Genomic DNA, 24,597 nt, shown 5'->3' with positions numbered 1-24,597 from the left:
AACGCCCACCCGGCACAATAACTTTACCTGCCCGTCACGCAGCGATACAATGCCCGCCCTTAATGTGGGGGCACTCCCCCAACCGTTTCATTCAGTGAAGCGAGTCTGACCTGTCATCAGAACGAGAAAACTATGTTTAAACCGGAACTCCTTTCCCCGGCGGGAACGCTGAAAAATATGCGTTACGCTTTCGCCTATGGCGCAGATGCTGTGTATGCGGGCCAGCCGCGTTACTCACTGCGCGTACGCAACAACGAATTCAACCACGAAAACCTGCAGCTCGGCATTAATGAAGCCCATGAACTGGGTAAAAAATTCTATGTGGTGGTTAACATTGCCCCGCATAACGCCAAGCTGAAAACCTTCATTCGTGACCTGAAACCCGTTGTGGAAATGGGGCCGGATGCGCTGATCATGTCCGATCCGGGTCTTATCATGCTGGTGCGTGAGAACTTCCCCGATATGGACATTCACCTGTCGGTACAGGCTAACGCCGTAAACTGGGCAACGGTAAAATTCTGGAAGCAGATGGGGCTGACCCGCGTGATCCTGTCCCGCGAACTGTCGCTGGAAGAAATTGAAGAGATCCGCACTCAGGTGCCGGATATGGAGCTTGAGATCTTCGTTCACGGCGCCCTGTGCATGGCCTACTCCGGTCGCTGCCTGCTCTCTGGCTACATCAACAAGCGTGACCCTAACCAGGGTACCTGTACCAACGCCTGTCGCTGGGAATACAACGTGCAGGAAGGTAAAGAAGATGTGGTGGGTAATATCGTGCACAAATACGAACCCATCCCGGTACAAAACGTGGAACCGACGCTTGGGATCGGCGCGCCTACGGACAAAGTGTTTATGATTGAAGAAGCCCAGCGTCCGGGTGAATACATGACCGCGTTCGAAGACGAACACGGCACTTACATCATGAACTCAAAAGATTTACGCGCAATTGCCCACGTTGAACGCCTGACCCAGATGGGCGTACATTCGCTGAAAATCGAAGGCCGCACCAAGTCTTACTATTACTGCGCCCGTACCGCACAGGTCTATCGTAAAGCCATTGACGATGCTGCAGCCGGTAAACCGTTCGATCCGCAACTGCTGGAAACGCTGGAAGGCCTGGCGCATCGCGGTTACACCGAAGGGTTCCTGCGCCGCCATACGCATGACGACTATCAGAACTACGAATACGGTTTCTCCGTTTCCGAGCGTCAGCAGTTTGTCGGCGAATTCACTGGCGAGCGTAAAGGCGAGCTGGCAGCCGTACTGGTGAAAAACAAATTCACCGTCGGTGACAGTCTGGAGCTGATGACGCCACAGGGTAACGTCAATTTCACCCTTGAGCAGATGGAAAACGCCAAAGGCGAAGCCATGCCAGTTGCGCCGGGCGATGGTTACACCGTGTGGATGCCAGTACCAGAGGATATCGATCTGAATTATGCATTGTTGATGCGTAATTTTACCGGTGAGTCCACGCGCAACCCACATGCTAAGTAGTTAATTACGGTTATTTTTCAGCGTTCGGAAGATTCTTAGAAATCGATCACATACCGTTTCGTTCATTAAGGGTATTATCGCTTCCGCTGAAAAACATAACCCATAAATGCTAGCTGTACCAGGAACCACCTCCTTAGCCTGCGTAATCTCCCTTACGCAGGCTTATTTTTTGCCTGCCGTTTAAACTCTGCGAGTCCCCCCTATTCTATTCACGACTTTCAGGCGAAAAAAAACCGGGCATTACGCCCGGCTTATTATGTGATTAGAAATTAATGTGCAGCTTCTGGCTTGTGCTTTTGCGCACTCTGGAAACCGTAGGTCAGCTCATTTTTTTCTTTATCCAGCGCGACGGTAACCTGACCGCCATCCACCAGCGAACCAAACAGCAATTCGTTGGCCAATGGTTTTTTCAGGTTGTCCTGAACCACTCGCGTCATCGGACGTGCGCCCATTGCGCGGTCGTAGCCTTTTTCCGCCAGCCAGTTACGTGCTTCCTGACTCACTTCCAGAGAGACACCTTTCTGATCCAGCTGAACCTGCAGCTCAACAATAAATTTATCCACCACCTGATGAATCACCTCAGTAGAGAGATGATCGAACCAGATAATGTTGTCGAGGCGGTTACGGAATTCCGGCGTAAACACTTTTTTGATTTCGCCCATCGCATCAGTACTGTTGTCCTGGTGAATAAGCCCAATCGATTTACGCTCAGTTTCACGTACCCCGGCGTTGGTCGTCATCACCAGCACCACGTTGCGGAAATCCGCTTTACGCCCGTTATTGTCAGTCAGCGTACCGTTATCCATGACCTGCAGCAGCAGGTTAAAGACATCCGGGTGCGCTTTTTCAATTTCATCCAGCAGCAGTACAGCATGCGGATGTTTAATCACCGCATCGGTCAGTAAACCGCCCTGGTCGAAACCGACATACCCAGGAGGCGCACCAATCAAGCGGCTGACAGTATGACGTTCCATATATTCGGACATATCAAAACGCAGCAGTTCGATGCCCAGCGCTTTAGACAACTGCACCGTGACTTCGGTCTTACCGACGCCAGTCGGTCCGGCGAACAGGAACGAACCGACAGGTTTATGCTCATGACCCAGACCGGCACGGCTCATTTTGATCGCTTCAGTCAGTGCTTCAATGGCTTTATCCTGCCCGAACACCAGCATTTTCAGACGGTTGCCCAGATTTTTCAGCGTATCACGATCGCTCTGTGAAACGCTCTTCTCCGGGATCCGCGCAATGCGGGCCACGACGGACTCGATATCTGCCACGTTGACGGTTTTCTTGCGCTTGCTGACCGGCATCAGACGCGCCCGCGCGCCCGCTTCATCAATCACGTCAATCGCTTTATCCGGCAGATGACGATCGTTAATGTATTTCACCGCCAGTTCAACCGCTGCACGTACCGCTTTGGCGGTGTAGCGAACATCATGGTGCGCTTCGTACTTCGGTTTCAGACCGTTGATGATCTGCACGGTCTCTTCCACTGACGGCTCAGTGATATCGATTTTCTGGAAGCGACGCGCTAACGCACGGTCTTTCTCAAAGATATTGCTGAACTCCTGATAAGTGGTTGAACCTATCACACGGATTTTCCCGCTGGAGAGCAGCGGCTTGATTAGGTTAGCCGCATCCACCTGGCCGCCCGATGCCGCACCCGCACCGATAATGGTGTGGATCTCATCGATAAACAGAATGCTGTTGGTATCCTGTTCCAGTTGTTTCAGCAGCGCCTTAAAGCGTTTTTCAAAATCACCGCGGTATTTGGTCCCCGCCAGCAATGAACCGATATCCAGAGAGTACAGCGTACAATCTGCCATCACTTCCGGCACATCCCCCTGGACAATACGCCAGGCGAGACCTTCGGCAATCGCCGTTTTCCCCACGCCGGATTCACCCACCAGCAGTGGGTTATTTTTACGCCGACGACACAGTACCTGAATGGCGCGCTCCAGCTCTTTTTCGCGGCCAATAAGCGGATCAATCCCGCCCACGCGAGCCAGCTGGTTAAGGTTAGTCGTGAAGTTCTCCATACGGTCCTCCCCGCCAGCTTGCTCTTCGTTATTTGGCTGATTCCCGGAGTCAGAAGACTGACTCGGTTCGTCTTTACGCGTGCCATGAGAAATGAAATTCACCACGTCCAGGCGACTGACTTCATGCTTACGCAGCAGATAGGCCGCCTGTGATTCCTGCTCGCTGAAGATAGCAACCAGCACATTAGCGCCAGTCACTTCATTGCGCCCGGAGGACTGAACATGAAAGACAGCACGTTGCAAAACACGCTGAAAACTCAGCGTCGGCTGCGTGTCGCGCTCTTCTTCGCTGGCAGGCAATACGGGTGTGGTTTGTTCAATGAAGGCTTCGAGTTCCTGACGCAGCGCCACCAGATCCACAGAACACGCTTCCAGCGCTTCGCGGGCCGATGGGTTACTGAGCAACGCCAGTAACAAGTGCTCGACGGTCATAAACTCATGTCGGTGCTCGCGCGCTCTGGCGAAAGCCATGTTTAAACTGAGTTCCAGTTCTTGATTGAGCATAGGCACCTCCCCCAATATTTATGCCTGCATTCAGGCTTTTTCCAGCGTACACAGCAACGGATGCTCGTTTTCCCTCGCATATTTGTTCACCATCGCCACTTTGGTTTCAGCAACCTCGGCGGTGAATACGCCGCAGATGGCTTTACCTTGATAGTGAACGGCAAGCATCAGTTGCGTTGCACGTTCTACATCATAAGAAAAGAATTTTTGTAACACGTCAATAACAAACTCCATCGGAGTGTAATCATCATTGACTAATATCACTTTATACATAGATGGCGGTTTTAGCGCGTCGCGCAATTTGTCTTCCGCCAGCTGTTCGAAATCCAGCCAGTCGTTCGTCTTACCCATTGTCAGTCGTCATCTTCAGTTACGGTTACCGGCAGAATAACTTGCCGCTGACAAGAGCCTATGCGCACAATCAATCTACCTCAATTATTAGATAACTATCATCTATCAGTGTCATCCGCGACATCTGTCACATATCCGACAATAGCGTTAACTGCTTCAAATTTTGATGCATTTTTACCCTATTCCACCTGCCTGGCGCTTGACGCCTCGCCTGATTTCTCTAAATTGTAGTTTCGAGAGTTGGCGAGGTTTTGAACAGCCCCCACTCCGCCACCGGTTCATTCCATCTTACTTATATAAGATTTACGAAGGATGTCGAAGTATGGAAACGGGTACTGTTAAGTGGTTCAATAATGCCAAAGGGTTTGGTTTCATCTGCCCCGAAGGCGGTGGTGAAGATATCTTCGCCCATTACTCCACCATTCAGATGGATGGTTACAGAACGCTAAAAGCCGGACAGTCTGTCCAGTTTGATGTCCACCAGGGGCCAAAAGGCAATCATGCCAGTCTTATCGTGCCCGTCATTGAAGCAGAAGCTGTCGCATAGCTCTTCTGTCTCATTGTGTACATCCCGCAGACAAAATGCCAGCCCCTGAGGCTGGCATTTTTATTTCGTATGCAATACAACACGTTATTCTCGTGCCAGGGCATCAACGGGATCCAGACGCGCTGCATTACGGGCCGGAAGCCAGCCAAACAAAATTCCGGTGGCGGTTGAACACAGGAAAGCCGTTAACAGCGCGACAGGAGAGAAACCAATTTCCCACCCGGGCAGGAACAGCTGTAGCGTAAAGGCAATTAACATCGACAAACTGATGCCGAGCGCGCCTCCCACCAGACACACCAGCACAGCCTCAATTAAGAATTGCTGTAACACATCGCTGGCCCGCGCCCCCACGGCCATCCGAATACCGATTTCACGCGTACGCTCTGTCACCGATACCAGCATAATGTTCATCACGCCGATCCCGCCCACCACCAGTGAAATCACCGCCACCAGCGTCAGAAAGAGCTGTAATGTACGTGTGGTTTTTTCGGCGGTTTTCAAGATGCCATCCATGTTCCAGGTGAAGAAATCTTTTTTGCCATGACGCAGCGATAACAGACGGGTGAGTTGCTGCTCGGCCTGGGCGCTATCAAACCCCTCTTTTACCCGCACGGTAATAGAGTTTAACCACGATTGCCCCATGATCCGCCCTGACATGGTGCTGTATGGCAGCCAGACGCGCAGGATCTTGCTGCTGCCAAACATCGATTGTTTTTCTTCCGCGACGCCAATAACGGTGGCTGGCATATTTCCCACCAGAATAACCTCACCCACCACTTTCGCTTTGCTGGGGAACAACTGACGTCGGGTATTGCTGTCGAGCACCACCACCTGCGCCCGCCCCGCCAGCTGCTCTGCATTAAAGGTGGCACCCTCACTGAACGTCATGCCATAGACGTTGAAGTAATCACCGCTAACGCCGTTTGCGCTGGCGGCGACATCAATATTGCCATAGCGCAGGCGCAAGTTCTTCGATACCGCAGGCGTAACGGAACTGACCCAGGGTTGCTTCTGAATCGCGACTAAATCGTCATACTTCAACGCCTGCTGATATTGCGGATCGTCGTCGCCGAAATCTTTGCCTGGATAGATGTCAATAGTATTCGTACCGATAGCACGAATGTCTGCCAGCACCAGCTGTTTTGCCGCATCGCCCACCACCACAATCGACACCACCGACGCGATGCCGATGATAATACCCAGCATTGTGAGCAGTGTACGCATCTTGTTGGCGGCCATGGCCAGCCAGGCCATGGTCAATGCTTCACGAAAACCGCTGACAAACTGGCTCCAGCCAGAAGCCGTCGTCACCGTTGGTTCAGCAATATCACGTCCGGCAGCGGGCTTTTGTGGTGGCGGATTACGCACAATCTCGCCATCACGAATTTCAATGACGCGTTCTGCCTGGGCGGCAACCTGGCTGTCGTGCGTGACGATGATGACCGTATGCCCGCGATCGCGTAGCTGATGCAGAATAGCCATCACCTCTTCGCCGGAGTGGCTGTCCAACGCGCCAGTGGGTTCATCGGCCAGAATGACCTGACCACCGTTCATCAACGCACGGGCAATACTGACACGTTGCTGCTGACCACCGGAAAGCTGGGAAGGCTGATAATCAACGCGGTCACCCAATCCCAGACGCTGAAGTAATTCCTGAGCACGAGCCAGACGCTGCTTGCGTTCAGTCCCGGCATACACCGCCGGGACTTCAACGTTTTGCGCCGCCGTTAAATGTGACAGCAAATGATAACGCTGGAAGATAAAGCCGAAATGCTCACGTCGCAGTTGCGCTAACGCATCGCTATCCAGGGTGGAAACATCCCGCCCCGCAACCCGATAGGTTCCACTGGTCGGCTTGTCCAGGCATCCCAGAATGTTCATCAGCGTCGATTTACCTGAGCCAGACGCCCCGACAATCGCCACCATTTCGCCGGCCTGAATGCGCAAGGAAACGTCCTTTAATACCTCGACCTGTCCCTCGCCTGACGGGTAACTGCGGCGGATATTGCTCAATTCAAGCAATGCCGTCATTGTGCCACTCCCGCTTTACCCTCACCGGTGATCACTTCATCACCCTCTTCCAACCCTTTCACAATTTCTACGTCGGTATCATTACGGGCACCGATGACCACTTCGCGCTCGCGAGTTTCACCATTGCGCAGCAGCCTGACGTTATAGCGGTTGTTGCCAATAGGATCGCCCAACGCCGACAGCGGGATCGTCAGCACATTTTTAACGTCGGTGAGCTGGATGTGCACCTGTGCGGTCATATCAAGGCGCAGGATCCCTTTCGGGTTAGGCACTTCGAAGCGCGCATAGTAGAAAATGGCGTCATTCACCTTCTCAGGCGTCGGCAGGACATCTTTGAGCACACCTTCATACCGTGTCTGCGGATCGCCCAGCACAGTGAACCAGGCTTTTTGGCCCGGCTGCAGGTGAATAACGTCTGCCTCGGAGACCTGCGCTTTTACCAGCATGGTGCTCATATCTGCCAACGTCAAAATGTTGGGCGCCTGCTGGGCGGCAATCACGGTTTGCCCCTGGAGGGTGGTGATTTGCGTCACTTCACCCGCCATTGGTGCGACGATTCGCGTGTAATCGAGGTTCGTTTTTGCCGTATCAAGGGAAGCCTGATTACGCTTAATTTGTGCATCAATAGTGCCAATCTGCGCCTGCTTGACCGCCATTTCGGTCGCTGCCGTGTCGAGATCCTGCTGCGAAACCGCCTGCGTTTTCGCCAGTTGTTGCTGACGAGAAAGCGTTACCCGTGCCAGTTTCCACTCTGCTTCAGCTTGTAAACGCTGAGCCCGCAGCTCCATGAGCGTCGCTTCTACTTCTTTGATTTGGTTTTGCGCCTGCTCGGGATCGATAACGCCGAGCAACTGATCCTTTTTAACTTTATCGCCAATGGCTACTGACAGCGTTTTTAACTGCCCACTCACTTGGGCACCAACATCAACTTTGCGTAATGCATCCAGTTTCCCGGTGGCCAGCACACTTTGCTGGAGATCGCCTGGACGTACAATTAACGTTTGATACTGTGGTAGTGGCGCATTAAGCGTTCGCCAAAGTGAAATCATCGCCACAATAATGATGATGGCGAGGAGAAAATACCGTTTTTTAATTTTTCCCTTGAGCTTCATAAATGTCCCAGTGTCCCCCAATACGCCCACCAGAGTGGAGTGATAACCATCAACGATAAATTAACAGACGTTGAAAAGTGCAAAGAATAACAGAGTTATTGATGAACCGTTAAGGTCCACTGTGCTGAAATTAGTATCAGAGTATCTATTGGATTGTTATTATGAGCCAGCTAACAGAAAGCACTTTTCATTCTTCCAGACCCGCCACAAGTTTTAGTCTTTTTTGTCGTCTGACAACCGGACAATGGCGACCAGGTAAATTTTGGCATCAACGCAGCTTTCGCCGTAAGTTTGTATGGCGTTCATTGCTGATGCCACGATTAACACGTGAATGGATGGCTGAGCTGGCGCAATGGCCGGATCTCGAGGAAATTCTCGCGATCCAACCCCGTATACCGGTTCGCCAGCATCGCGCGTATCTCGCAGTCAACCTTGACCGTAAAGCAAAACTCGATGCGGTGCGTTTTCATTACAATGTTATCCGCAACGCTTTTTCATCGACAGAATTTAATAATTATTTAAGTGCAGATGGGTTACAACTGGCACAAATTGAAGGCAAAGACAGCGCAATATACACCATTATAATGTCCTCATTTATTGCCCTGGATAAAGAAGGTGAGAGTACCATTCTTGTCCGTAATAGTGAGGGCGAGACATTAGCAGAAATGACCTTCACCCTGTGTAACTATGAAGGCCACAGCGCACTTTTTATTGGCGGCTTGCAGGGGGGTAACCGATTAATGCCGCACGAAGAAATTCAAAAAGCGACAAAATCATGCCATGGTTTGTTTCCTAAACGTATTGTAATGGAAGCTATTTGTCGTTTTGCAGAACAATTGAATATTGAACAAGTACTGGCCGTCAGCAATGACCAGCATATTTTTCGCAGCCAGCGTTACCATGATAAAAACAAGGTGATTCATTCTGACTACAATTCATTTTGGGAGTCAGTGGGCGGCGAATGTGACAGCAATGGCTACTATCATATTCCGCGTACGCTGGCGCGTAAAAGCGAAGCAGATATTGCCAGTAAGAAGCGCGCGGAATATCGCCGCCGCTATCAGTTACTCGACAGTATCCACTCGCAGTTATCAGTCATGTTCCGCCGCTAATCCGCTCGCCCGCGTGCTAACCACAGCACGCGGGAAAACATTTTCCGCAGCAACGTTGGCACCGCTTCAACACCGCGTCGCCCCGCTTCCATCGCCACTTCAATCGCCAGATCCGGTTTTGACGAGCGATGGATCGCCTTCGCGATAATTTTCCGCATATTCATCGGCACATTTTCCGGTATTTGCGCCACCCGATGAAAGACGTCCGAGAACCCCTGGCGGTACATAAAGTGTTCCATATCCAGCGCAGGTAACATGGTCAAATGCTCGCGCTCTTCCTCTTTATCATCGTTCAGCAGGCTGCGTACCGTAGCCGCATACTTTTTCCCCGCCTCATCGCCATCGACCAGCACATGCCACTCAATTCCCATCCGGCGGGCAAACTTCACCAGGGGTTTAAGCCCTGACTGGGCAAATTCAATGACTTTAATCCCTTCAGCATCAAAGTGATGCCCACACTGACGAGCCAGCTCGTTAATGACCCATGTTTCTGTTTCTCCCTCCACCAACAGCCAGCAACGGGCAAACAGTGAAGACGCCCGATTAAAACGGATGTGGAAGGCAATGCGCCGCCCATCTTCCGCATTGAGTCCTCCCGGTCCCAGTCGCCAGGCGGCGACGCGAGAAGATTCTCGTACCAGACGGACAACATGTTCCACGGGCGTAAGCGACAACAATTCACCAGAGTTGGTCGTCGTCACTCGCTGGAGGGGAAGCAGATTCAACAGTTGCCAGGCTACAGACAACATAATGGGGTGTAAGCGCGTTTCAGGATCTTCTACCAGTAGCAACGGACGAGCGTCTTTATCCAGTCTTAGCGACCCTTTGGCCTGTAACAGCGTGGAAAACAGCCCCAGCAGAATCACACGGTGCGTACGCCCTCCAGGTTTATCAATCATACGGTTGATAATATCCAGGTAACGCCAGCTGCGCTGCTCGTTGTTGGAGCGTCGGCGCATCAAACGATAGCGGGACTGACCAGAACCTTGTTCCGAAAAGTAGTGCTCCAGCAGTTGAACCATCGCCGACAGCCCCTGGCGAATCTGCCCATCCGTCAGATTCTGCGGTCGGGTGGCCAACTCACGTGCCATAAAATCCAGTTGACGCGCAGTCACTTCAACATCCGCGGAATCCGGCACCGTTCCATTCCGGATCCGCCGCATAAAACGCGCATCACGTAAACGTAATACTGGCATCAAACGCACCAGATGACGCGCCTGATCGTTAATATTGTCGATGGGCAACGGGTGGCCTTCGCCATCAAGAAAACTGCGTAATGTCAGGACGCTGCCGTCATCAGCGCACTCGCCTTCCAGCCGATAAAAAATACGGTGATAGTTATCATGGCACGGCGACCAGCACGCTTCTAACGGGCGATATCGGCGCACACGATGGCGACCCGGTTGAGATTCACGAAATGTCAGGACAATATGCAGATGATGTTCCCGGCCCTGGATGTCACCCGGTGGGAACCAGAAATCTTCGCGGTTAAAGTGGTACAAATCCGACTCCGGCGACAACAGCAGGGTTAACGCATCCAGCAGGCTGGACTTACCCCACGCGTTTTCCCCAATCAGCACGTTGTTTTGCTCCAACATCAACGACAGCCGATTAATACCACGAAACCCAACAATCTCAACGCGTTCGAGAATCATATAGCCTCCGGAAATGCTCACTTTTTCCTTCAAGTTATCAGGAGTATAACGGTAAGCGGGCGCTCAGAACACCCAATATCATCCGCAGATAAATCGAAAGAGTTAAGAATATTCTCTTTAAAAATTACTTATGAATATAATTTCAGACGTCAATCATCAGATTTCTGATAACTGAACTATGCTTTATTCACCTGAACTCCAAAAAGGATTCGCATCACATTGCCTTAAATCAAATTTTTTTATTAATTTAAGTGGCGAAGGGATGAGATTTTTTTCTAGAATAAGCGCGCTTTAATCATCGTCCCTTTTAGCGATGAAATACCGGGATAGAAAAACTAACCCGGAACTTTTAATTGAGGTGGTTATGTTCAGGAAATTAGCAGCCGAATTCTTCGGCACGTTTTGGCTTGTTTTTGGCGGGTGTGGTAGTGCAGTGCTGGCCGCGGCTTTCCCGGAGTTAGGTATTGGGTTTGCCGGTGTCGCCCTGGCGTTTGGTCTGACAGTATTAACCATGGCATTCGCTGTGGGTCATATTTCAGGTGGCCATTTTAACCCTGCAGTGACATTCGGTTTATGGGCTGGCGGTCGCTTCCCGGCGAAAGACGTTATTGGTTATGTTATTGCTCAGGTTGTGGGCGGTATTGTAGCAGCAGCGGTACTTTATCTTATTGCCAGCGGCAAAGCCGGTTTTGATGCAACAGCCAGTGGCTTCGCCTCAAACGGTTACGGTGAGCATTCACCTGGCGGATATTCCATGCTTTCTGCCATCGTAATTGAAATCGTTCTGACCGCAGGTTTCTTATTAGTGATCCACGGTGCGACCGATAAACATGCCCCGGCAGGTTTTGCGCCAATTGCCATCGGTCTTGCATTAACGTTGATTCACCTGATCAGTATCCCGGTCACCAATACATCCGTAAACCCGGCGCGTAGTACTGCGGTTGCTATCTTCCAGGGTGGTTGGGCATTGCAACAGCTTTGGTTGTTCTGGGTTATGCCGATTATCGGCGGGATCGTCGGCGGTCTTATTTACCGCACCCTGCTGGAAAAACGCGATTAATCGCTAACAACAAGGCCTGATGAACTGTCAGGCCTTTTTTTCCTCGCTATATTTCCTTTTATTTGCAACTTTACTCCCCTCTTTGCTTTCAGTAGTGTGTGCAGGCGCATTTCGTCTTACTTCTCAGCAAGGATCGGGGTTTCATGTTCTCAGGGCTGTTAATCATTCTGGTACCCCTTATTGTGGGTTACCTCATTCCGCTTCGACACAGAGCCGCATTAAAACTCATCAATCGGCTGTTGAGTTGGATCGTCTACCTTATTCTCTTTTTTATGGGGATCAGTCTGGCGTTTCTGGATAATCTCGCCAGTAATCTGTTATCCATTCTTTATTATTCTGCCGTCAGTGTGACGGTCATTCTGCTGTGCAATATCGCAGCGCTGCTGTGGCTGGAGCGCTCACTCCCCTGGCGACACAGCCACCAGCAAGAGAAGCTCCCCTCCCGAATCGCGATGGCGCTGGAGTCGCTACAGCTTTGCGGCGTCGTGGTGCTGGGTTTTCTGTTGGGTCTTACCGGATTGTCGATACTGCAGCACGCGACCGAAGCCAGCGAATATACGCTGATCTTTTTATTATTCCTGGTTGGGATCCAACTACGAAACAGCGGTATGACATTAAAGCAGATCGTGCTGAACCGTCGGGGCATGATTGTTGCCGTGGTCGTGGTGGCCAGTTCTCTGCTGGGTGGCGTCATTAATGCGCTGATCCTCGGCCTGCCGTTGAAAACAGCACTAGCGATGGCATCGGGTTTTGGCTGGTATTCCCTGTCAGGCATTCTGTTGACCGAATCATTCGGCCCAGTAATTGGCAGCGCCGCCTTCTTTAACGACCTGGCGCGTGAGTTAATTGCCATTATGCTGATCCCTGGACTGGTGGTCCGCAGTCGTTCAACCGCATTGGGTCTTTGCGGGGCGACATCAATGGATTTCACGCTGCCCGTGTTACAACGCAGTGGCGGTCTGGAGATGGTGCCCGCAGCCATTGTGCACGGCTTTATTCTGAGCCTGTTAGTGCCACTGTTAATGGCCTTTTTCTCCGCCTGATACGCAGACAAATACCTCTCTGGCGGTAGTCAGCTACCGCCAAAATTGCGCTAAATCAATCTCCCTGCAAGTTGTAGCAGAAATCCCTTTAATCCCTTCACGCGCAGGCATAACCTTAAACATGTATATTAAATATAACTTTAAAAGGTGTGACCATGTTTTGTGTGCAATGTGAACAAACCATCCGTACTCCGGCAGGAAACGGCTGCTCTTACGCGCAGGGTATGTGCGGTAAAACTGCTGAAACCTCCGATCTGCAGGATCTGCTGATTGCTTCCCTACAAGGTCTGTCTGCATGGGCTGTTAAAGCGCGTGAATACGGCATCATCGACCATGAAGTTGATAACTTCGCGCCGCGTGCATTCTTCTCCACGCTGACCAACGTGAACTTCGATTCCCCGCGTATTGTTGGCTATGCTCGTGAAGCTATCGCGATGCGCGATGCACTGAAAGCGCAATGCCTGAACATTGATGCTAACGCCACTGTTGAAAACCCGATGGCCGACCTGCAACTGGTCAGCGACGATCTGGGCGACCTGCAACGTCAGGCCGCTGAATTTACCCCGAATAAAGACAAAGCGACCATCGGCGAGAATATCCTCGGACTGCGTCTGCTGTGTCTGTACGGTCTGAAAGGTGCGGCAGCTTACATGGAGCACGCACACGTTCTCGGCCAGTACGACAACGATATCTACGCTCAGTACCACAAAATCATGGCATGGCTGGGAACCTGGCCTTCCGACATGAACGCTCTGCTGGAGTGCTCAATGGAAATCGGCCAGATGAACTTTAAAGTGATGAGCATTCTGGATGCCGGTGAAACCACAAAATACGGTCACCCAACCCCAACCCAGGTCAACGTGAAAGCAACCGAAGGCAAGTGCATTCTGATCTCCGGTCACGACCTGAAAGATTTGTACAATCTGCTTGAGCAGACTGAAGGCACCGGCGTTAACGTTTATACCCACGGTGAAATGCTGCCAGCACATGGCTACCCGGAACTGCGTAAGTTCAAACACCTGATCGGTAACTACGGCAGCGGCTGGCAGAACCAGCAGGTTGAATTTGCTCGTTTCCCTGGCCCAATCGTCATGACCTCTAACTGCATCATCGACCCAACCGTTGGCGCATATGATGACCGCATCTGGACCCGTAGCATCGTCGGTTGGCCGGGTGTGAGCCACCTCGAAGGTGATGACTTCGGTCCGGTTATTGCTCAGGCGCAGCAGATGGCTGGCTTCCCGTACAGCGAAATTCCTCATCTGATCACCGTCGGTTTCGGTCGTCAGACGCTGCTGGGTGCAGCTGATACCCTGATTGACCTGGTGAGCCGTGAAAAACTGCGTCACATCTTCCTGGTTGGCGGTTGTGACGGCGCACGCGGTGAACGTAACTACTTCACCGATTTCGCCACCAGCGTACCGGATGACTGCCTGATCCTGACTCTGGCCTGTGGTAAATACCGTTTCAACAAACTGGAATTCGGCGATATCGAAGGTCTGCCGCGTCTGGTCGATGCCGGTCAGTGTAACGATGCCTACTCTGCCATTATCCTGGCCGTCACTCTGGCTGAGAAACTGGGTTGTGGCGTGAACGATCTGCCACTGTCTCTGGTGCTCTCCTGGTTCGAACAGAAAGCGATTGTCATCCTGCTGACCCTGCTGTCACTGGGTGTGAAAAACATCGTGACTGGCCCAACTGCACCTGGCTTCTTCACACCCGATCTGCTGGCTGTACTCAACGAGAAATTTGGTCTGCGTTCCGTGACCACCGTTGAAGAAGACATGAAGCAGCTGCTGAGCGCGTAAGGAGTAAAGAATGACAATGCCAACCCATCAGTGCCCGTGGCGGATGCAGGTTCATCACATCCATCAGGAAACGCCGGATGTGTGGACAATTTCGTTGCTATGCCACGACTATTATCCCTATCGTGCCGGGCAGTATGCACTGGTCAGCGTACGTAACTCAGCGGATACGCTGCGTGCTTACACCATCTCTTCAACGCCGGGCGTAAGCGAGTACATCACGCTGACCATCCGCCGCATTGACGACGGTGCAGGTTCTCAGTGGTTAACCCGCGACGTGAAGCGCGGCGACTACATCTGGCTGTCCGATGCCATGGGTGAATTTACCTGTGAAGATAAAGCGGAAGACAAGTTCCTGATGCTGGCTGCCGGCTGTGGCGTAACGCCAATCATGTCGATGCGTCGCTGGTTGGCGAAGTACCGTCCACAAGCCGACGTGCAGGTGATTTTCAACGTTCGCTCGCCAGAAGATGTCATCTTTGCCGATGAATGGCGTGAGTATCCGGTGACATTAGTCGCTGAAAACAATGCCACTCAGGGTTTTGTTTCCGGCCGACTGACCACCGAACTGCTGAAGAGCGTCCCGGATCTGACCTCACGAACCGTGATGACCTGTGGCCCGGCCCCGTATATGGATCTGGTCGAAAAAGAAGTGAAAGCGCTTGGCGTAACACGCTTCTTTAAAGAGCAGTTCTTCACTCCGGTGGCCGAAGCGGCAACCAGCGGCCTGAAGTTCACCAAGCTGCAACCTGCACAAGAGTTCTATGCGCCGGTTGGCACGACGCTACTGGAAGCACTGGAAAGCAATAAGGTTCCGGTCGTTGCCGCCTGTCGCGCAGGCGCGTGCGGTTGCTGCAAAACCAAAGTAGTTGATGGTAACTACACGGTCAGCAGCACCATGACGCTGACCGATGCGGAAATTGCGGAAGGTTACGTTCTGGCGTGTTCCTGTCATCCGCAGGGCGATCTGGTACTTGCGTAAATAGTCATTGCCGGATGGCATACTTATCCGGCCTACAAGAACCGTTGTAGGCCGGACGAAGTATTAATACCTTCATCCGGTCATTTATCACCGCCAGGCTGAATTACCGCCCAGAGCATATTTTCCTGCGCCCAAAAACGCCACCGCCATCGCGCCAACAAAAAAGTACACCAGACTCTCAATCGCCCAGGCGCCGGTTTTGTCCAGAGACCAGGTTTCTCCCATCCCGACCATCAGCCACGCCACAATCATTGTAAACGCCAGCCCTAATGCCGCCGGGCGTGTCAGTATCCCTAGAATAATCAGGCAAGGCGCAACAACCTCCCCCAGCAAAACACCGTATGCAATAAAGCCGGGGAACCCTTTGGCTATCAGCATGCCACTGATGCCATCAATACCCGCAAACAGTTTATGCAGCCCATGGAACAGCATCAGCCCCCCAACAGCGAGGCGTAACAAAAACTTGCCAAAATCTTCGTGCGTCAGCGTCCGGTTAACTGCATTTAATAGTTTTGTAACCATTTGAATTCATTCCTTGTTTTACCATTTCTTCTGCCAAGCTACGCTTTATCTTCGTGAAATGTAAGCTGCCGAAAATAAGGGGGTAATGAGAAGCATAACTATTATCTTCATCTAAACTTGTAACCGGTATCACATTAAAGGAGATGGAAAACCATGAAACAAACGGTTGCCGCTTTTATTGCTAAAACCCTTGAACAAGCTGGCGTTAAACGTATTTGGGGTGTGACGGGCGACTCACTGAATGGCCTCAGTGATAGTCTGAATCGTATGGGAACGATTGACTGGATGCCAACCCGCCATGAAGAGGTTGCCGCTTTTGCCGCAGGCGCAGAAGCCCAACTGACCGGTGAGCTGGCTGTCTGTGCCGGTTCATGCGGACCGGGAAACCTGCACCTGATTAATGGCCTGTTTGATTGCCACCGCAACCATGTCCCGGTGCTGGCAATTGCTGCACATATTCCTTCCAGTGAGATAGGCAGTGGTTATTTTCAGGAGACCCACCCGCAGGAGTTGTTCCGCGAATGTAGCCATTATTGCGAGCTGGTTTCCAGTCCCGAGCAGATCCCCCAGGTACTGGCGATTGCAATGCGAAAAGCCGTATTAAACCGCGGTGTCTCGGTTGTCGTCTTACCTGGCGACGTCGCGCTAAAACCCGCGCCGGAAAGCGCCAGTACGCACTGGTATCACGCACCGCTGCCAATAGTTACGCCAGCAGAAGAAGAAATTAAAAAGCTGGCGCAACTGCTGCGTTATTCCCGCAATATTGCCCTGATGTGCGGCAGCGGTTGTGCCGGGGCACATAAAGAGCTGGTCGAATTTGCCGCTAAAATAAAAGCCCCGATTGTTCACGCCCTGCGTGGTAAAGAGCACGTTGAATACGACAACCCTTACGACGTCGGCATGACCGGATTAATCGGCTTTTCTTCCGGGTTCCATACCATGATGAATGCCGACACGCTGATCTTACTCGGCACCCAGTTCCCTTATCGTCCGTTCTACCCTACCGATGCCAAAATTATCCAGATTGATATCAACCCGGCGAGCATTGGCGCACACAGCAAAGTGGATATGGCGCTGGTGGGCGATATCAAATCCACGCTTCGCGCCCTGCTTCCACAGCTAGAAGAAAAAACCGATCGACAGTTTTTGGACCAAGCGCTGGAGCACTATCGCGATGCACGCAAAGGGCTGGATGATTTAGCCAAGCCCAGCGATAAAGCCATTCACCCACAATATCTGGCACAACAAATCAGCCACTTTGCCGCGGACGACGCCATCTTCACTTGCGACGTTGGTACGCCAACGGTGTGGGCCGCACGCTATCTGAAAATGAACGGTAAACGCCGCCTGCTAGGATCGTTTAACCACGGTTCAATGGCAAACGCCATGCCACAAGCGCTCGGTGCGCAGGCGACTGAACCAGGCCGTCAGGTCGTCGCGATGTGCGGCGATGGTGGCTTCAGCATGTTAATGGGCGATTTCCTCTCGGTTATGCAAATGAAGCTCCCGGTGAAGATAATCGTGTTTAACAACAGCGTACTGGGATTTGTGGCGATGGAGATGAAGGCGGGTGGTTATTTGACCGACGGAACGGAACTACACGACACCAACTTCGCACGTATCGCCGAAGCCTGTGGTATTACCGGCATCCGCGTAGAGAAATCCGCTGAGGTCGATGAGGCCTTGCAACGCGCCATGTCAATCGATGGTCCGGTGCTGGTCGATGTCGTTGTGGCGAAAGAAGAGCTCGCCATTCCACCACAAATAAAACTCGAACAAGCGAAGGGATTTAGCCTGTATATGCTGCGCGCGATCATCAGTGGACGCGGTGATGAAGTGATCGAACTGGCGAAAACGAACTGGCTCAGGTAAAACATCCTTATTAAATCACACACAAAATCATTCATGACGCATCAAGGCGGCTAGCCCGAAAATCCCCAGGAGCATAGGTTTACTATGTGACTGGGGTTTAAGGGTGCGGCCAACGCCGAGGCAGCGTGAAGGATGAAGTGTAATAAGGAGACACCATGATTGATTTACGCAGTGATACCGTCACCCGCCCCAGTCGCGCCATGCTGGAAGAAATGATGGCAGCCCCGGTCGGGGACGACGTTTACGGAGATGACCCTACCGTTAACGCCCTTCAGCAATACGCCGCTGAACTTTCTGGTAAAGAAGCGGCTATTTTCCTGCCTACCGGCACTCAGGCTAATCTGGTTGCGTTACTCAGCCATTGTCAGCGCGGCGAAGAGTATATCGCCGGTCAGGGTGCTCATAACTATTTGTATGAAGCTGGCGGCGCCGCAGTGCTCGGGAGTATTCAACCCCAGCCTATTGATGCTGCGCCAGACGGTTCTCTGCCACTGGATAAAGTGGCAGCAAAAATCAAAGTGGATGATATCCATTTTGCCCGCACGCGCCTGCTCAGTCTGGAAAACACCCACAACGGTAAAGTGTTGCCACGTGAGTACCTGAAGGAGGCCTGGGAATTTACCCGTGAGCGAAACCTTGCCCTGCACGTTGATGGTGCACGTATTTTTAACGCCATCGTCGCCTACGGCTGTGCGTTAAAAGACGTTACTCAATACTGCGACTCGTTCACCATTTGTCTTTCCAAAGGTCTGGGAACGCCGGTGGGCTCACTGCTGGTCGGCAGTCATGACTACATCAAACGCGCGATTCGCTGGCGTAAAATGACCGGCGGCGGAATGCGTCAGGCCGGGATTCTGGCGGCAGCCGGACTGTATGCGCTGAAAAATAACGTCGCGCGCTTACAGGACGACCACGACAACGCGGCCTGGATGGCAGAACAGTTGCGTGAAGCGGGAGCCGACGTCATGCGTCACGACACCAACATGCTGTTTATCCGTGTTGGCGAGGAACATGCCGCAGCACTGGGCGAGTATATGAAGGCGCATGGCGTGCTGATTAACGCCTCCCCGATTGTGCGTCTGGTGATGCATCTGGACGTGTCACGTGCGCAACTTGCTGAAGTCGTCGCCCACTGGCGTGCTTTTTTAACCCGCTAAGGAGTCAGGCGTGCCGCAACAGATTTTAGTTCTTGGCGCCAGTGGCTACATTGGTCAGCATCTGGTTCAGGCGCTCAGCCAGCAAGGGCATCAGGTGCTGGCTGCGGCACGTCGCATTGAGCGACTGGAAAAGCAGCAACTGGCCAATGTTAACTGTCATAAGATCGATTTAAATGTACCGGATACTTTGCCGCCGCTGCTGGCGGGTATTGATACCGTTTACTATCTGGTTCATGGCATGGGCGAAGGGGGCGACTTTATTGCCCATGAGCGCCTGGTCGCAGAAAACGTGCGCGATGCGCTGCGTACGACCCCGGTCAAACAACTGATCTTCCTGAGCTCATTGCAGGCTCCCAGACATGAGCAGTCCGATCACCTACGTGCGCGCCAGATCACCGCAGATACGCTACGCGAATCCGGTGTACCGGTGACTGAGCTACGTGCAGGCATTATCGTTGGCGCAGGTTCCGCTGCGTTTGAAGTCATGCGCGACATGGTCTATAACCTCCCCGTGTTAACCCCGCCACGCTGGGTACGTTCTCGCACCACGCCTATCGCGCTGGAAAACCTGATGTATTACCTGGTGGCGTTGTTGGACCATCCGGCAAGCACACACCGCGTACTCGAAGCAGCAGGCCCGCAGGTATTAAGCTACCAGGAGCAGTTTGAGCACTTTATGACCGTCAGCGGTAAGCATCGGCTGTTGGTCCCTATCCCCTTTCCGACCCGCTGGATCTCCGTCTGGTTTTTAAATGTCATTACTTCGGTTCCGCCGACGACGGCGAAAGCGCTAATCCAGGGGCTTAAGCACGATCTGTTGGCTGATGACACCGAACTACGGATGCTGATCCCACAACCGCTGATTGCCTTCGACGACGCGGTTCGCAGTACGCTGAAAGAAGAGGAAAAACTGGTTAACTCCAGCGACTGGGGGTATGACGCTCAGGCTTTTGCACGCTGGCGTCCTGAATATGGGTATTTTGCCAAACAAGCCGGTTTTAGCGTGGAGACTTCCGCCAGCCGGAAAGCGTTGTGGCAGGTCGTGAACCGCCTCGGGGGTAAAGAAGGTTATTTCTTTGGCAACATGTTGTGGAAGACACGTGCGGCGCTGGACCTGCTGGTGGGTCACAAGCTGGCAAAAGGTCGGCCCCAACATCCATTGTTGCAGGTGGGTGATACCGTTGATAGCTGGAAAGTCATCATCGTTGAACCGGAAAAGCAGCTCACGCTGCTGTTTGGGATGAAGGCACCTGGTCTCGGTCGTCTGAGCTTTACGCTGGAAGAAAAAGGCGATCACCGACGCATTGATGTCCGGGCATGGTGGCACCCGCACGGGATGCCCGGTCTCTTCTATTGGCTGTTGATGATCCCGGCGCACTTGTTCATTTTCAGAGGGATGGCGAAGCGTATTGCCAAACTTGCAGAACAAATCACAAACTAATGATAAAAAGAGACTGTATTCTTTCATGTTTCCCATTGCATACGAGCGTATTTCACGGAAGAATGCGCACGACGTTTTTTAAACACAGTGGATTGATATGAAGGTACTGGTTACCGGAGCCACCAGCGGCTTGGGCCGAAACGCGGTTGAGTTTTTGTGCAGAAAAGGCATCAGCGTCAGGGCCACCGGTCGCAACGAAGCGATGGGTAAGCTGCTGGAAAAAATGGGGGCAGAATTTGTCCATGCGGATCTGACCGAGCTGGTCTCTTCGCAGGCAAAAGTGATGCTCGCAGGTATCGACACACTATGGCACTGCTCCAGTTTCACCTCACCGTGGGGCACGCAGGAAGCCTTCGACCTGGCCAACGTCCGCGCTACCCGTCGTCTGGGCGAGTGGGCCGTTGCCTGGGGCGTGCGTAACTTTATTCATATCTCCTCTCCCTCACTGTATTTTGACTATCACCACCATCGTGATATCAAAGAGGACTTCCGCCCACATCGCTTCGCCAACGAATTCGCCCGTAGCAAAGCCGCTGGTGAAGAGGTTATTGCACTGTTAGCTCAGGCCAACCCGCAGACCCGTTTTACGGTCTTGCGTCCGCAAAGCCTGTTCGGCCCTCATGATAAAGTGTTTATCCCTCGTCTGGCGCATATGATGCATCACTACGGCAGCATTCTGTTGCCGCACGGCGGAAGTGCGCTGGTAGATATGACCTATTACGAGAACGCGGTGCATGCGATGTGGCTGGCAAGCCAGACAACCTGCGATAAACTGCCGTCAGGTCGTGCCTATAACATCACCAACGGCGAGCATCGCACCCTGCGCAGCATCGTGCAGAAGCTCATTGATGAGCTGAATATTGATTGCCGTATTCGTTCGGTTCCTTATCCGATGCTGGACATGATCGCCCGCAGCATGGAACGTCTTGGTAATAAATCGGCTAAAGAACCCAAGCTCACGCATTACGGTGTGTCGAAGCTTAATTTTGATTTTACGCTGGATACAACGCGCGCTCAGGAAGAGTTAGGCTATCAACCCGTAGTCACGCTGGACGAAGGGATTGAACGTACCGCGGCCTGGTTACGCGACCACGGCAAGCTACCGCGCTAACCCTGCCCGTATTTCTCCAGTAACGCCTCGGCAATCGCCTGGGTTTCAGCATCCGCCACGCCGTTCCACAACGCCGGGCGGAAGTGCATCTGGAACGCCATAATCACCCGCTGTTGTTCACGTTGCGTCATTTCAGGTTTAACGTCGTAGCCATAGCGCGACAACACATCGAGCAACGAGACGGTGTCTACCGGCGTATGAGGCGCACGTCCGGCGAGATAAAACATGACGCGCTGCGTATCCGGCCACGCGCCAATGCCCTGTGCTGCCAGTTCACGCCACGGAAACAGGGGACCGGGATCGTCTTTACGCTGTGGCGCGATATCCGCATGAGCCACGACGTTTTGTGGCTTGATGTCGTAACGGGCAATAATATCCTTTGCCAGCGGGATCAGCGCCTGGATCTGTGTTGCTTCAAACGGGGTGAAATATTTTGTTCCCGCCGACTTTTGCCAGCCGCGATTTTCCAGCTCAATACCAATTGATGTGTCATTGATGCGTGTGGCGCCACGCCAGAAGCTAATCCCCGCATGCCAGGCTAAATCTTTTTCCGGGACCAGTTGCCAGATACGTGGCTTGCCGTGATACAACGGCGGTACTGCCGGGATCAAATAATGTGAGCTGACGTTTTTATCCGTCAGCGTAGCCAGTGATGAATCAAAATCATCTGCGGTGTAATGAATAACCAACACCTTAATGCGGGGATAGGCCGCCTGAGCCTGACGGCGGGTATCTAACTGATATCCGTCTTTATCGATAATCCCTTTCTCGCCGGCACACCCGGCCAACAGCAGCGCGAACGCCAGCAGCCACAGCAGACGCTTCATCGGCGAGTTTTTACCGCGGTACCGCTGACGCTGACCATCAGCATACTGCTATCTTTCCCGACGGTCTCGTAATCAATATCGATACCGACAACCGCATCAGCGCCCAATGCTTTGGCTTGTTCGCCGAGTTCCTGGAAGGCTATTTCCCGCGCTTTACGTAATTCTTTTTCATACGCGCCGGAGCGCCCACCGACGATATCACGGATACCCGCAAAGAAATCGCGGAAGATATTTGCGCCTAAAATAGCTTCGCCGGTTACCACACCGCAGTATTCCACGATGCTCTGCCCTTCAAGCGTAGGGGTAGTCGAAAACTGCATGGTTAATCTCCTTGTTGCGCTAAGAGCACGATCTCAAAAGCATTATCGAACCGATCCACTATCATTGAAAGGATATATTCTATCAACGTAGAACACTAATCGTAGAAAGCTAATAAGGAAATCATTATGCGCTACTCGAAACTCTCTCTGCTGGTCCCCTGTGCACTTCTTCTCAGCGCCTGTACTACCGTGACGCCGGTCTATAAAGATAACGGCACGCGTAGCGGTTCATGCGTAGAAGGCGGGCCAGACAGCGTGGCCCAGCAATTCTATGATTACCGCATTCAGCATCGTAACAATGACATCACCGCCCTACGCCCGTACTTAAGCGACAACCTGGCGAAACTGCTGAACGATGCCAGCCGTGATAACGCGCATCGCGAACTGTTTAACAGCGATCCGTTCTCCAGTCGCGCCACGTTACCGGACAGCGCCAGCGTCGCCAGCGCATCAACCATTCCGAATAGTGATGCACGCAATATTCCGCTGCGCGTCGAACTCAAACAAGGCAATCAGAGCTGGCGCGATGAAGTGCTGATGATCCGTGAAGGCCAGTGCTGGGTGGTCGATGATGTGCGTTATCTGGGTGGCAGCGTACACGCGCCAGCCGGGACGCTGCGCCAGTCTGTCGAAAACCGCTAACCGCCCCATTCACCCACCTGAATCATAACCCCCATAAATTGTCTGGCATTCTGCATAGAATGCCGACAATTATTCTTGCCCACTGGTGGCCCCGCTATTTTGTGCTATGTTTAGATAAGAATGCGGTTTGCATTTAACTTTTAACGCATAAATATTGCATAACTATTCTGTCAAAGGTAGTATCTGCGGCTTCAATAGCTATCAGACTGCCAGTATACGAGTGTCAATGAGTATTCAATTAAACGGCATTAACTGCTTCTACGGCGCACATCAGGCGCTGTTCGATATCACGCTGGATTGCCCTCAGGGTGAAACACTGGTGTTACTTGGCCCAAGTGGAGCCGGGAAAAGCTCGCTACTGCGTGTACTCAATCTGCTTGAGATGCCGCGCTCGGGCACGCTCTCTATTGCGGGTAACCGTTTCGACTTCACGAAAACCCCGTCCGATAAAGCCATTCGTGAGCTGCGTCAAAACGTGGGCATGGTCTTCCAGCAATACAATCTTTGGCCGCACCTGACGGTACAGCAAAACCTGATTGAAGCGCCCTGCCGCGTACTTGGTCTGACGAAAGAACAAGCACTGGCGCGTGCTGAAAAACTGCTTGAGCGTCTGCGCCTGAAGCCTTACAGCGATCGCTATCCACTGCATTTGTCCGGTGGCCAACAGCAGCGTGTGGCGATTGCCCGTGCGTTGATGATGGAACCGCAGGTGCTGCTGTTTGACGAACCTACCGCAGCGCTTGACCCGGAAATCACGGCCCAAATCGTCAGCATCATTCGTGAGCTGGCGGAAACCAAAATTACTCAGGTGATCGTCACCCACGAAGTGGAAGTTGCCCGTAAAACAGCCAGTCGTGTGGTGTATATGGAAAACGGTCATATCGTCGAGTTTGGGGATGCGAGCTGCTTTGCCAACCCGCAAACCGAAGCGTTTAAAAACTATCTTTCTCACTAAGATTCGGGACAA

At 52.4% G+C, this 24,597-nt stretch carries 21 protein-coding genes; 13 read left to right on the top strand and 8 right to left on the bottom strand.

Annotated elements, in window-relative coordinates; all coding sequences use genetic code 11:
• Positions 1-132 precede the first annotated feature (132 nt).
• Positions 133-1,494, top strand: a complete 1,362-nt coding sequence (yegQ, locus tag FDX19_RS07500; RefSeq protein ID WP_137382235.1) for a tRNA 5-hydroxyuridine modification protein YegQ — start codon at positions 133-135, stop codon at positions 1,492-1,494.
• 269 nt (positions 1,495-1,763) lie between these two features.
• Here yegQ and clpA read toward each other — a convergent pair whose 3' ends face one another.
• Together clpA and clpS are read right to left on the bottom strand one after the other, a co-directional pair.
• Positions 1,764-4,040, bottom strand: a complete 2,277-nt coding sequence (gene clpA / locus FDX19_RS07495; RefSeq protein ID WP_040231864.1) for an ATP-dependent Clp protease ATP-binding subunit ClpA — start codon at positions 4,038-4,040, stop codon at positions 1,764-1,766.
• Between the two features lie 30 nt (positions 4,041-4,070).
• Entirely contained in the window at positions 4,071-4,391 is a 321-nt protein-coding gene (gene clpS / locus FDX19_RS07490) for an ATP-dependent Clp protease adapter ClpS (protein ID WP_005128368.1), read from the bottom strand.
• A gap of 322 nt (positions 4,392-4,713) precedes the next feature.
• Between clpS and cspD the strand changes: the two genes are divergently transcribed.
• Positions 4,714-4,938 (top strand): cold shock-like protein CspD, encoded by a 225-nt coding sequence (gene cspD / locus FDX19_RS07485; RefSeq protein WP_005128369.1) that lies wholly within the window; start codon positions 4,714-4,716, stop codon positions 4,936-4,938.
• Positions 4,939-5,022: 84 nt separating this feature from the next.
• On the opposite strand, the gene macB is transcribed toward cspD, so the two are convergent.
• Positions 5,023-6,969 carry a macrolide ABC transporter ATP-binding protein/permease MacB gene (gene macB, locus FDX19_RS07480; protein ID WP_137382234.1) on the bottom strand — a complete coding sequence of 649 codons (1,947 nt, stop codon included), beginning with the start codon at positions 6,967-6,969 and terminating at the stop codon, positions 5,023-5,025.
• Positions 6,966-8,081 carry a macrolide transporter subunit MacA gene (gene macA, locus FDX19_RS07475; RefSeq protein ID WP_040231863.1) on the bottom strand — a complete coding sequence of 372 codons (1,116 nt, stop codon included), beginning with the start codon at positions 8,079-8,081 and terminating at the stop codon, positions 6,966-6,968. Before macA ends, macB begins: the two co-directional genes overlap by 4 nt.
• Positions 8,082-8,242: 161 nt before the next feature.
• On the opposite strand from macA, the gene FDX19_RS07470 reads away from it, so the two are divergent.
• Positions 8,243-9,193: a VirK/YbjX family protein gene (locus FDX19_RS07470; RefSeq protein ID WP_137382233.1), complete on the top strand. Its 951-nt coding sequence runs from the start codon at positions 8,243-8,245 to the stop codon at positions 9,191-9,193.
• On the opposite strand, the gene FDX19_RS07465 is transcribed toward FDX19_RS07470, so the two are convergent.
• On the bottom strand, positions 9,190-10,848 hold the full coding sequence (locus FDX19_RS07465) for an ATP-dependent endonuclease (RefSeq protein ID WP_048212060.1): 1,659 nt from the start codon (positions 10,846-10,848) through the stop codon (positions 9,190-9,192). The genes FDX19_RS07470 and FDX19_RS07465 overlap by 4 nt on opposite strands.
• 364 nt (positions 10,849-11,212) lie before the next feature.
• Between FDX19_RS07465 and aqpZ the strand changes: the two genes are divergently transcribed.
• From aqpZ to hcr, 4 genes are all read left to right on the top strand, one after another.
• A complete protein-coding gene (aqpZ, locus tag FDX19_RS07460) occupies positions 11,213-11,908 on the top strand; it encodes an aquaporin Z (protein WP_170974360.1) in 696 nt (231 codons plus the stop codon).
• Between the two features lie 143 nt (positions 11,909-12,051).
• Entirely contained in the window at positions 12,052-12,951 is a 900-nt protein-coding gene (locus tag FDX19_RS07455; protein ID WP_137382231.1) for a lysine exporter LysO family protein, read from the top strand.
• A gap of 155 nt (positions 12,952-13,106) precedes the next feature.
• On the top strand, positions 13,107-14,759 hold the full coding sequence (gene hcp, locus FDX19_RS07450) for a hydroxylamine reductase (RefSeq protein WP_137382230.1): 1,653 nt from the start codon (positions 13,107-13,109) through the stop codon (positions 14,757-14,759).
• Positions 14,760-14,769: 10 nt separating this feature from the next.
• Entirely contained in the window at positions 14,770-15,738 is a 969-nt protein-coding gene (gene hcr / locus FDX19_RS07445) for an NADH oxidoreductase (RefSeq protein WP_137382229.1), read from the top strand.
• A gap of 87 nt (positions 15,739-15,825) precedes the next feature.
• Here hcr and FDX19_RS07440 read toward each other — a convergent pair whose 3' ends face one another.
• Complete coding sequence (locus tag FDX19_RS07440; RefSeq protein WP_040231860.1) at positions 15,826-16,260, bottom strand: DoxX family protein; 435 nt, start codon at positions 16,258-16,260, stop codon at positions 15,826-15,828.
• A 153-nt stretch (positions 16,261-16,413) separates the two neighbouring features.
• Between FDX19_RS07440 and poxB the strand changes: the two genes are divergently transcribed.
• From poxB to FDX19_RS07420, 4 genes are all read left to right on the top strand, one after another.
• The gene (gene poxB / locus FDX19_RS07435; protein ID WP_137382228.1) at positions 16,414-18,132 is read left to right on the top strand and encodes a ubiquinone-dependent pyruvate dehydrogenase; all 1,719 of its coding nucleotides are present in this window, start codon (positions 16,414-16,416) and stop codon (positions 18,130-18,132) included.
• Positions 18,133-18,287: 155 nt separating this feature from the next.
• Positions 18,288-19,289, top strand: coding sequence for a low-specificity L-threonine aldolase (gene ltaE / locus FDX19_RS07430; RefSeq protein ID WP_137382227.1), 1,002 nt, complete (start codon positions 18,288-18,290; stop codon positions 19,287-19,289).
• Between the two features lie 10 nt (positions 19,290-19,299).
• Positions 19,300-20,730, top strand: a complete 1,431-nt coding sequence (locus FDX19_RS07425) for an SDR family oxidoreductase (protein WP_137382226.1) — start codon at positions 19,300-19,302, stop codon at positions 20,728-20,730.
• 97 nt (positions 20,731-20,827) lie between these two features.
• Positions 20,828-21,841 carry an NAD(P)-dependent oxidoreductase gene (locus FDX19_RS07420; protein ID WP_137382225.1) on the top strand — a complete coding sequence of 338 codons (1,014 nt, stop codon included), beginning with the start codon at positions 20,828-20,830 and terminating at the stop codon, positions 21,839-21,841.
• On the opposite strand, the gene FDX19_RS07415 is transcribed toward FDX19_RS07420, so the two are convergent.
• A complete protein-coding gene (locus FDX19_RS07415; protein ID WP_137382224.1) occupies positions 21,838-22,668 on the bottom strand; it encodes an N-acetylmuramoyl-L-alanine amidase in 831 nt (276 codons plus the stop codon). The two genes, FDX19_RS07420 and FDX19_RS07415, sit on opposite strands and share 4 nt — an antisense overlap.
• On the bottom strand, positions 22,665-22,988 hold the full coding sequence (locus FDX19_RS07410) for a heavy metal-binding domain-containing protein (RefSeq protein ID WP_001160726.1): 324 nt from the start codon (positions 22,986-22,988) through the stop codon (positions 22,665-22,667). The genes FDX19_RS07415 and FDX19_RS07410 overlap by 4 nt, the downstream gene beginning before the upstream one ends.
• A gap of 126 nt (positions 22,989-23,114) precedes the next feature.
• Between FDX19_RS07410 and FDX19_RS07405 the strand changes: the two genes are divergently transcribed.
• Positions 23,115-23,630 (top strand): lipoprotein, encoded by a 516-nt coding sequence (locus FDX19_RS07405; RefSeq protein WP_137382223.1) that lies wholly within the window; start codon positions 23,115-23,117, stop codon positions 23,628-23,630.
• 226 nt (positions 23,631-23,856) lie between these two features.
• Positions 23,857-24,585: an arginine ABC transporter ATP-binding protein ArtP gene (gene artP, locus FDX19_RS07400; protein WP_137382222.1), complete on the top strand. Its 729-nt coding sequence runs from the start codon at positions 23,857-23,859 to the stop codon at positions 24,583-24,585.
• Positions 24,586-24,597: the final 12 nt, after the last annotated feature.

The sequence above is a fragment of the Citrobacter sp. wls619 genome, from assembly GCF_005281345.1.
Lineage (GTDB): Bacteria > Pseudomonadota > Gammaproteobacteria > Enterobacterales > Enterobacteriaceae > Citrobacter.
The sequence above is the reverse complement of the archived record's forward strand: the minus strand, read 5'-3'. Positions and strand labels throughout refer to the sequence as shown.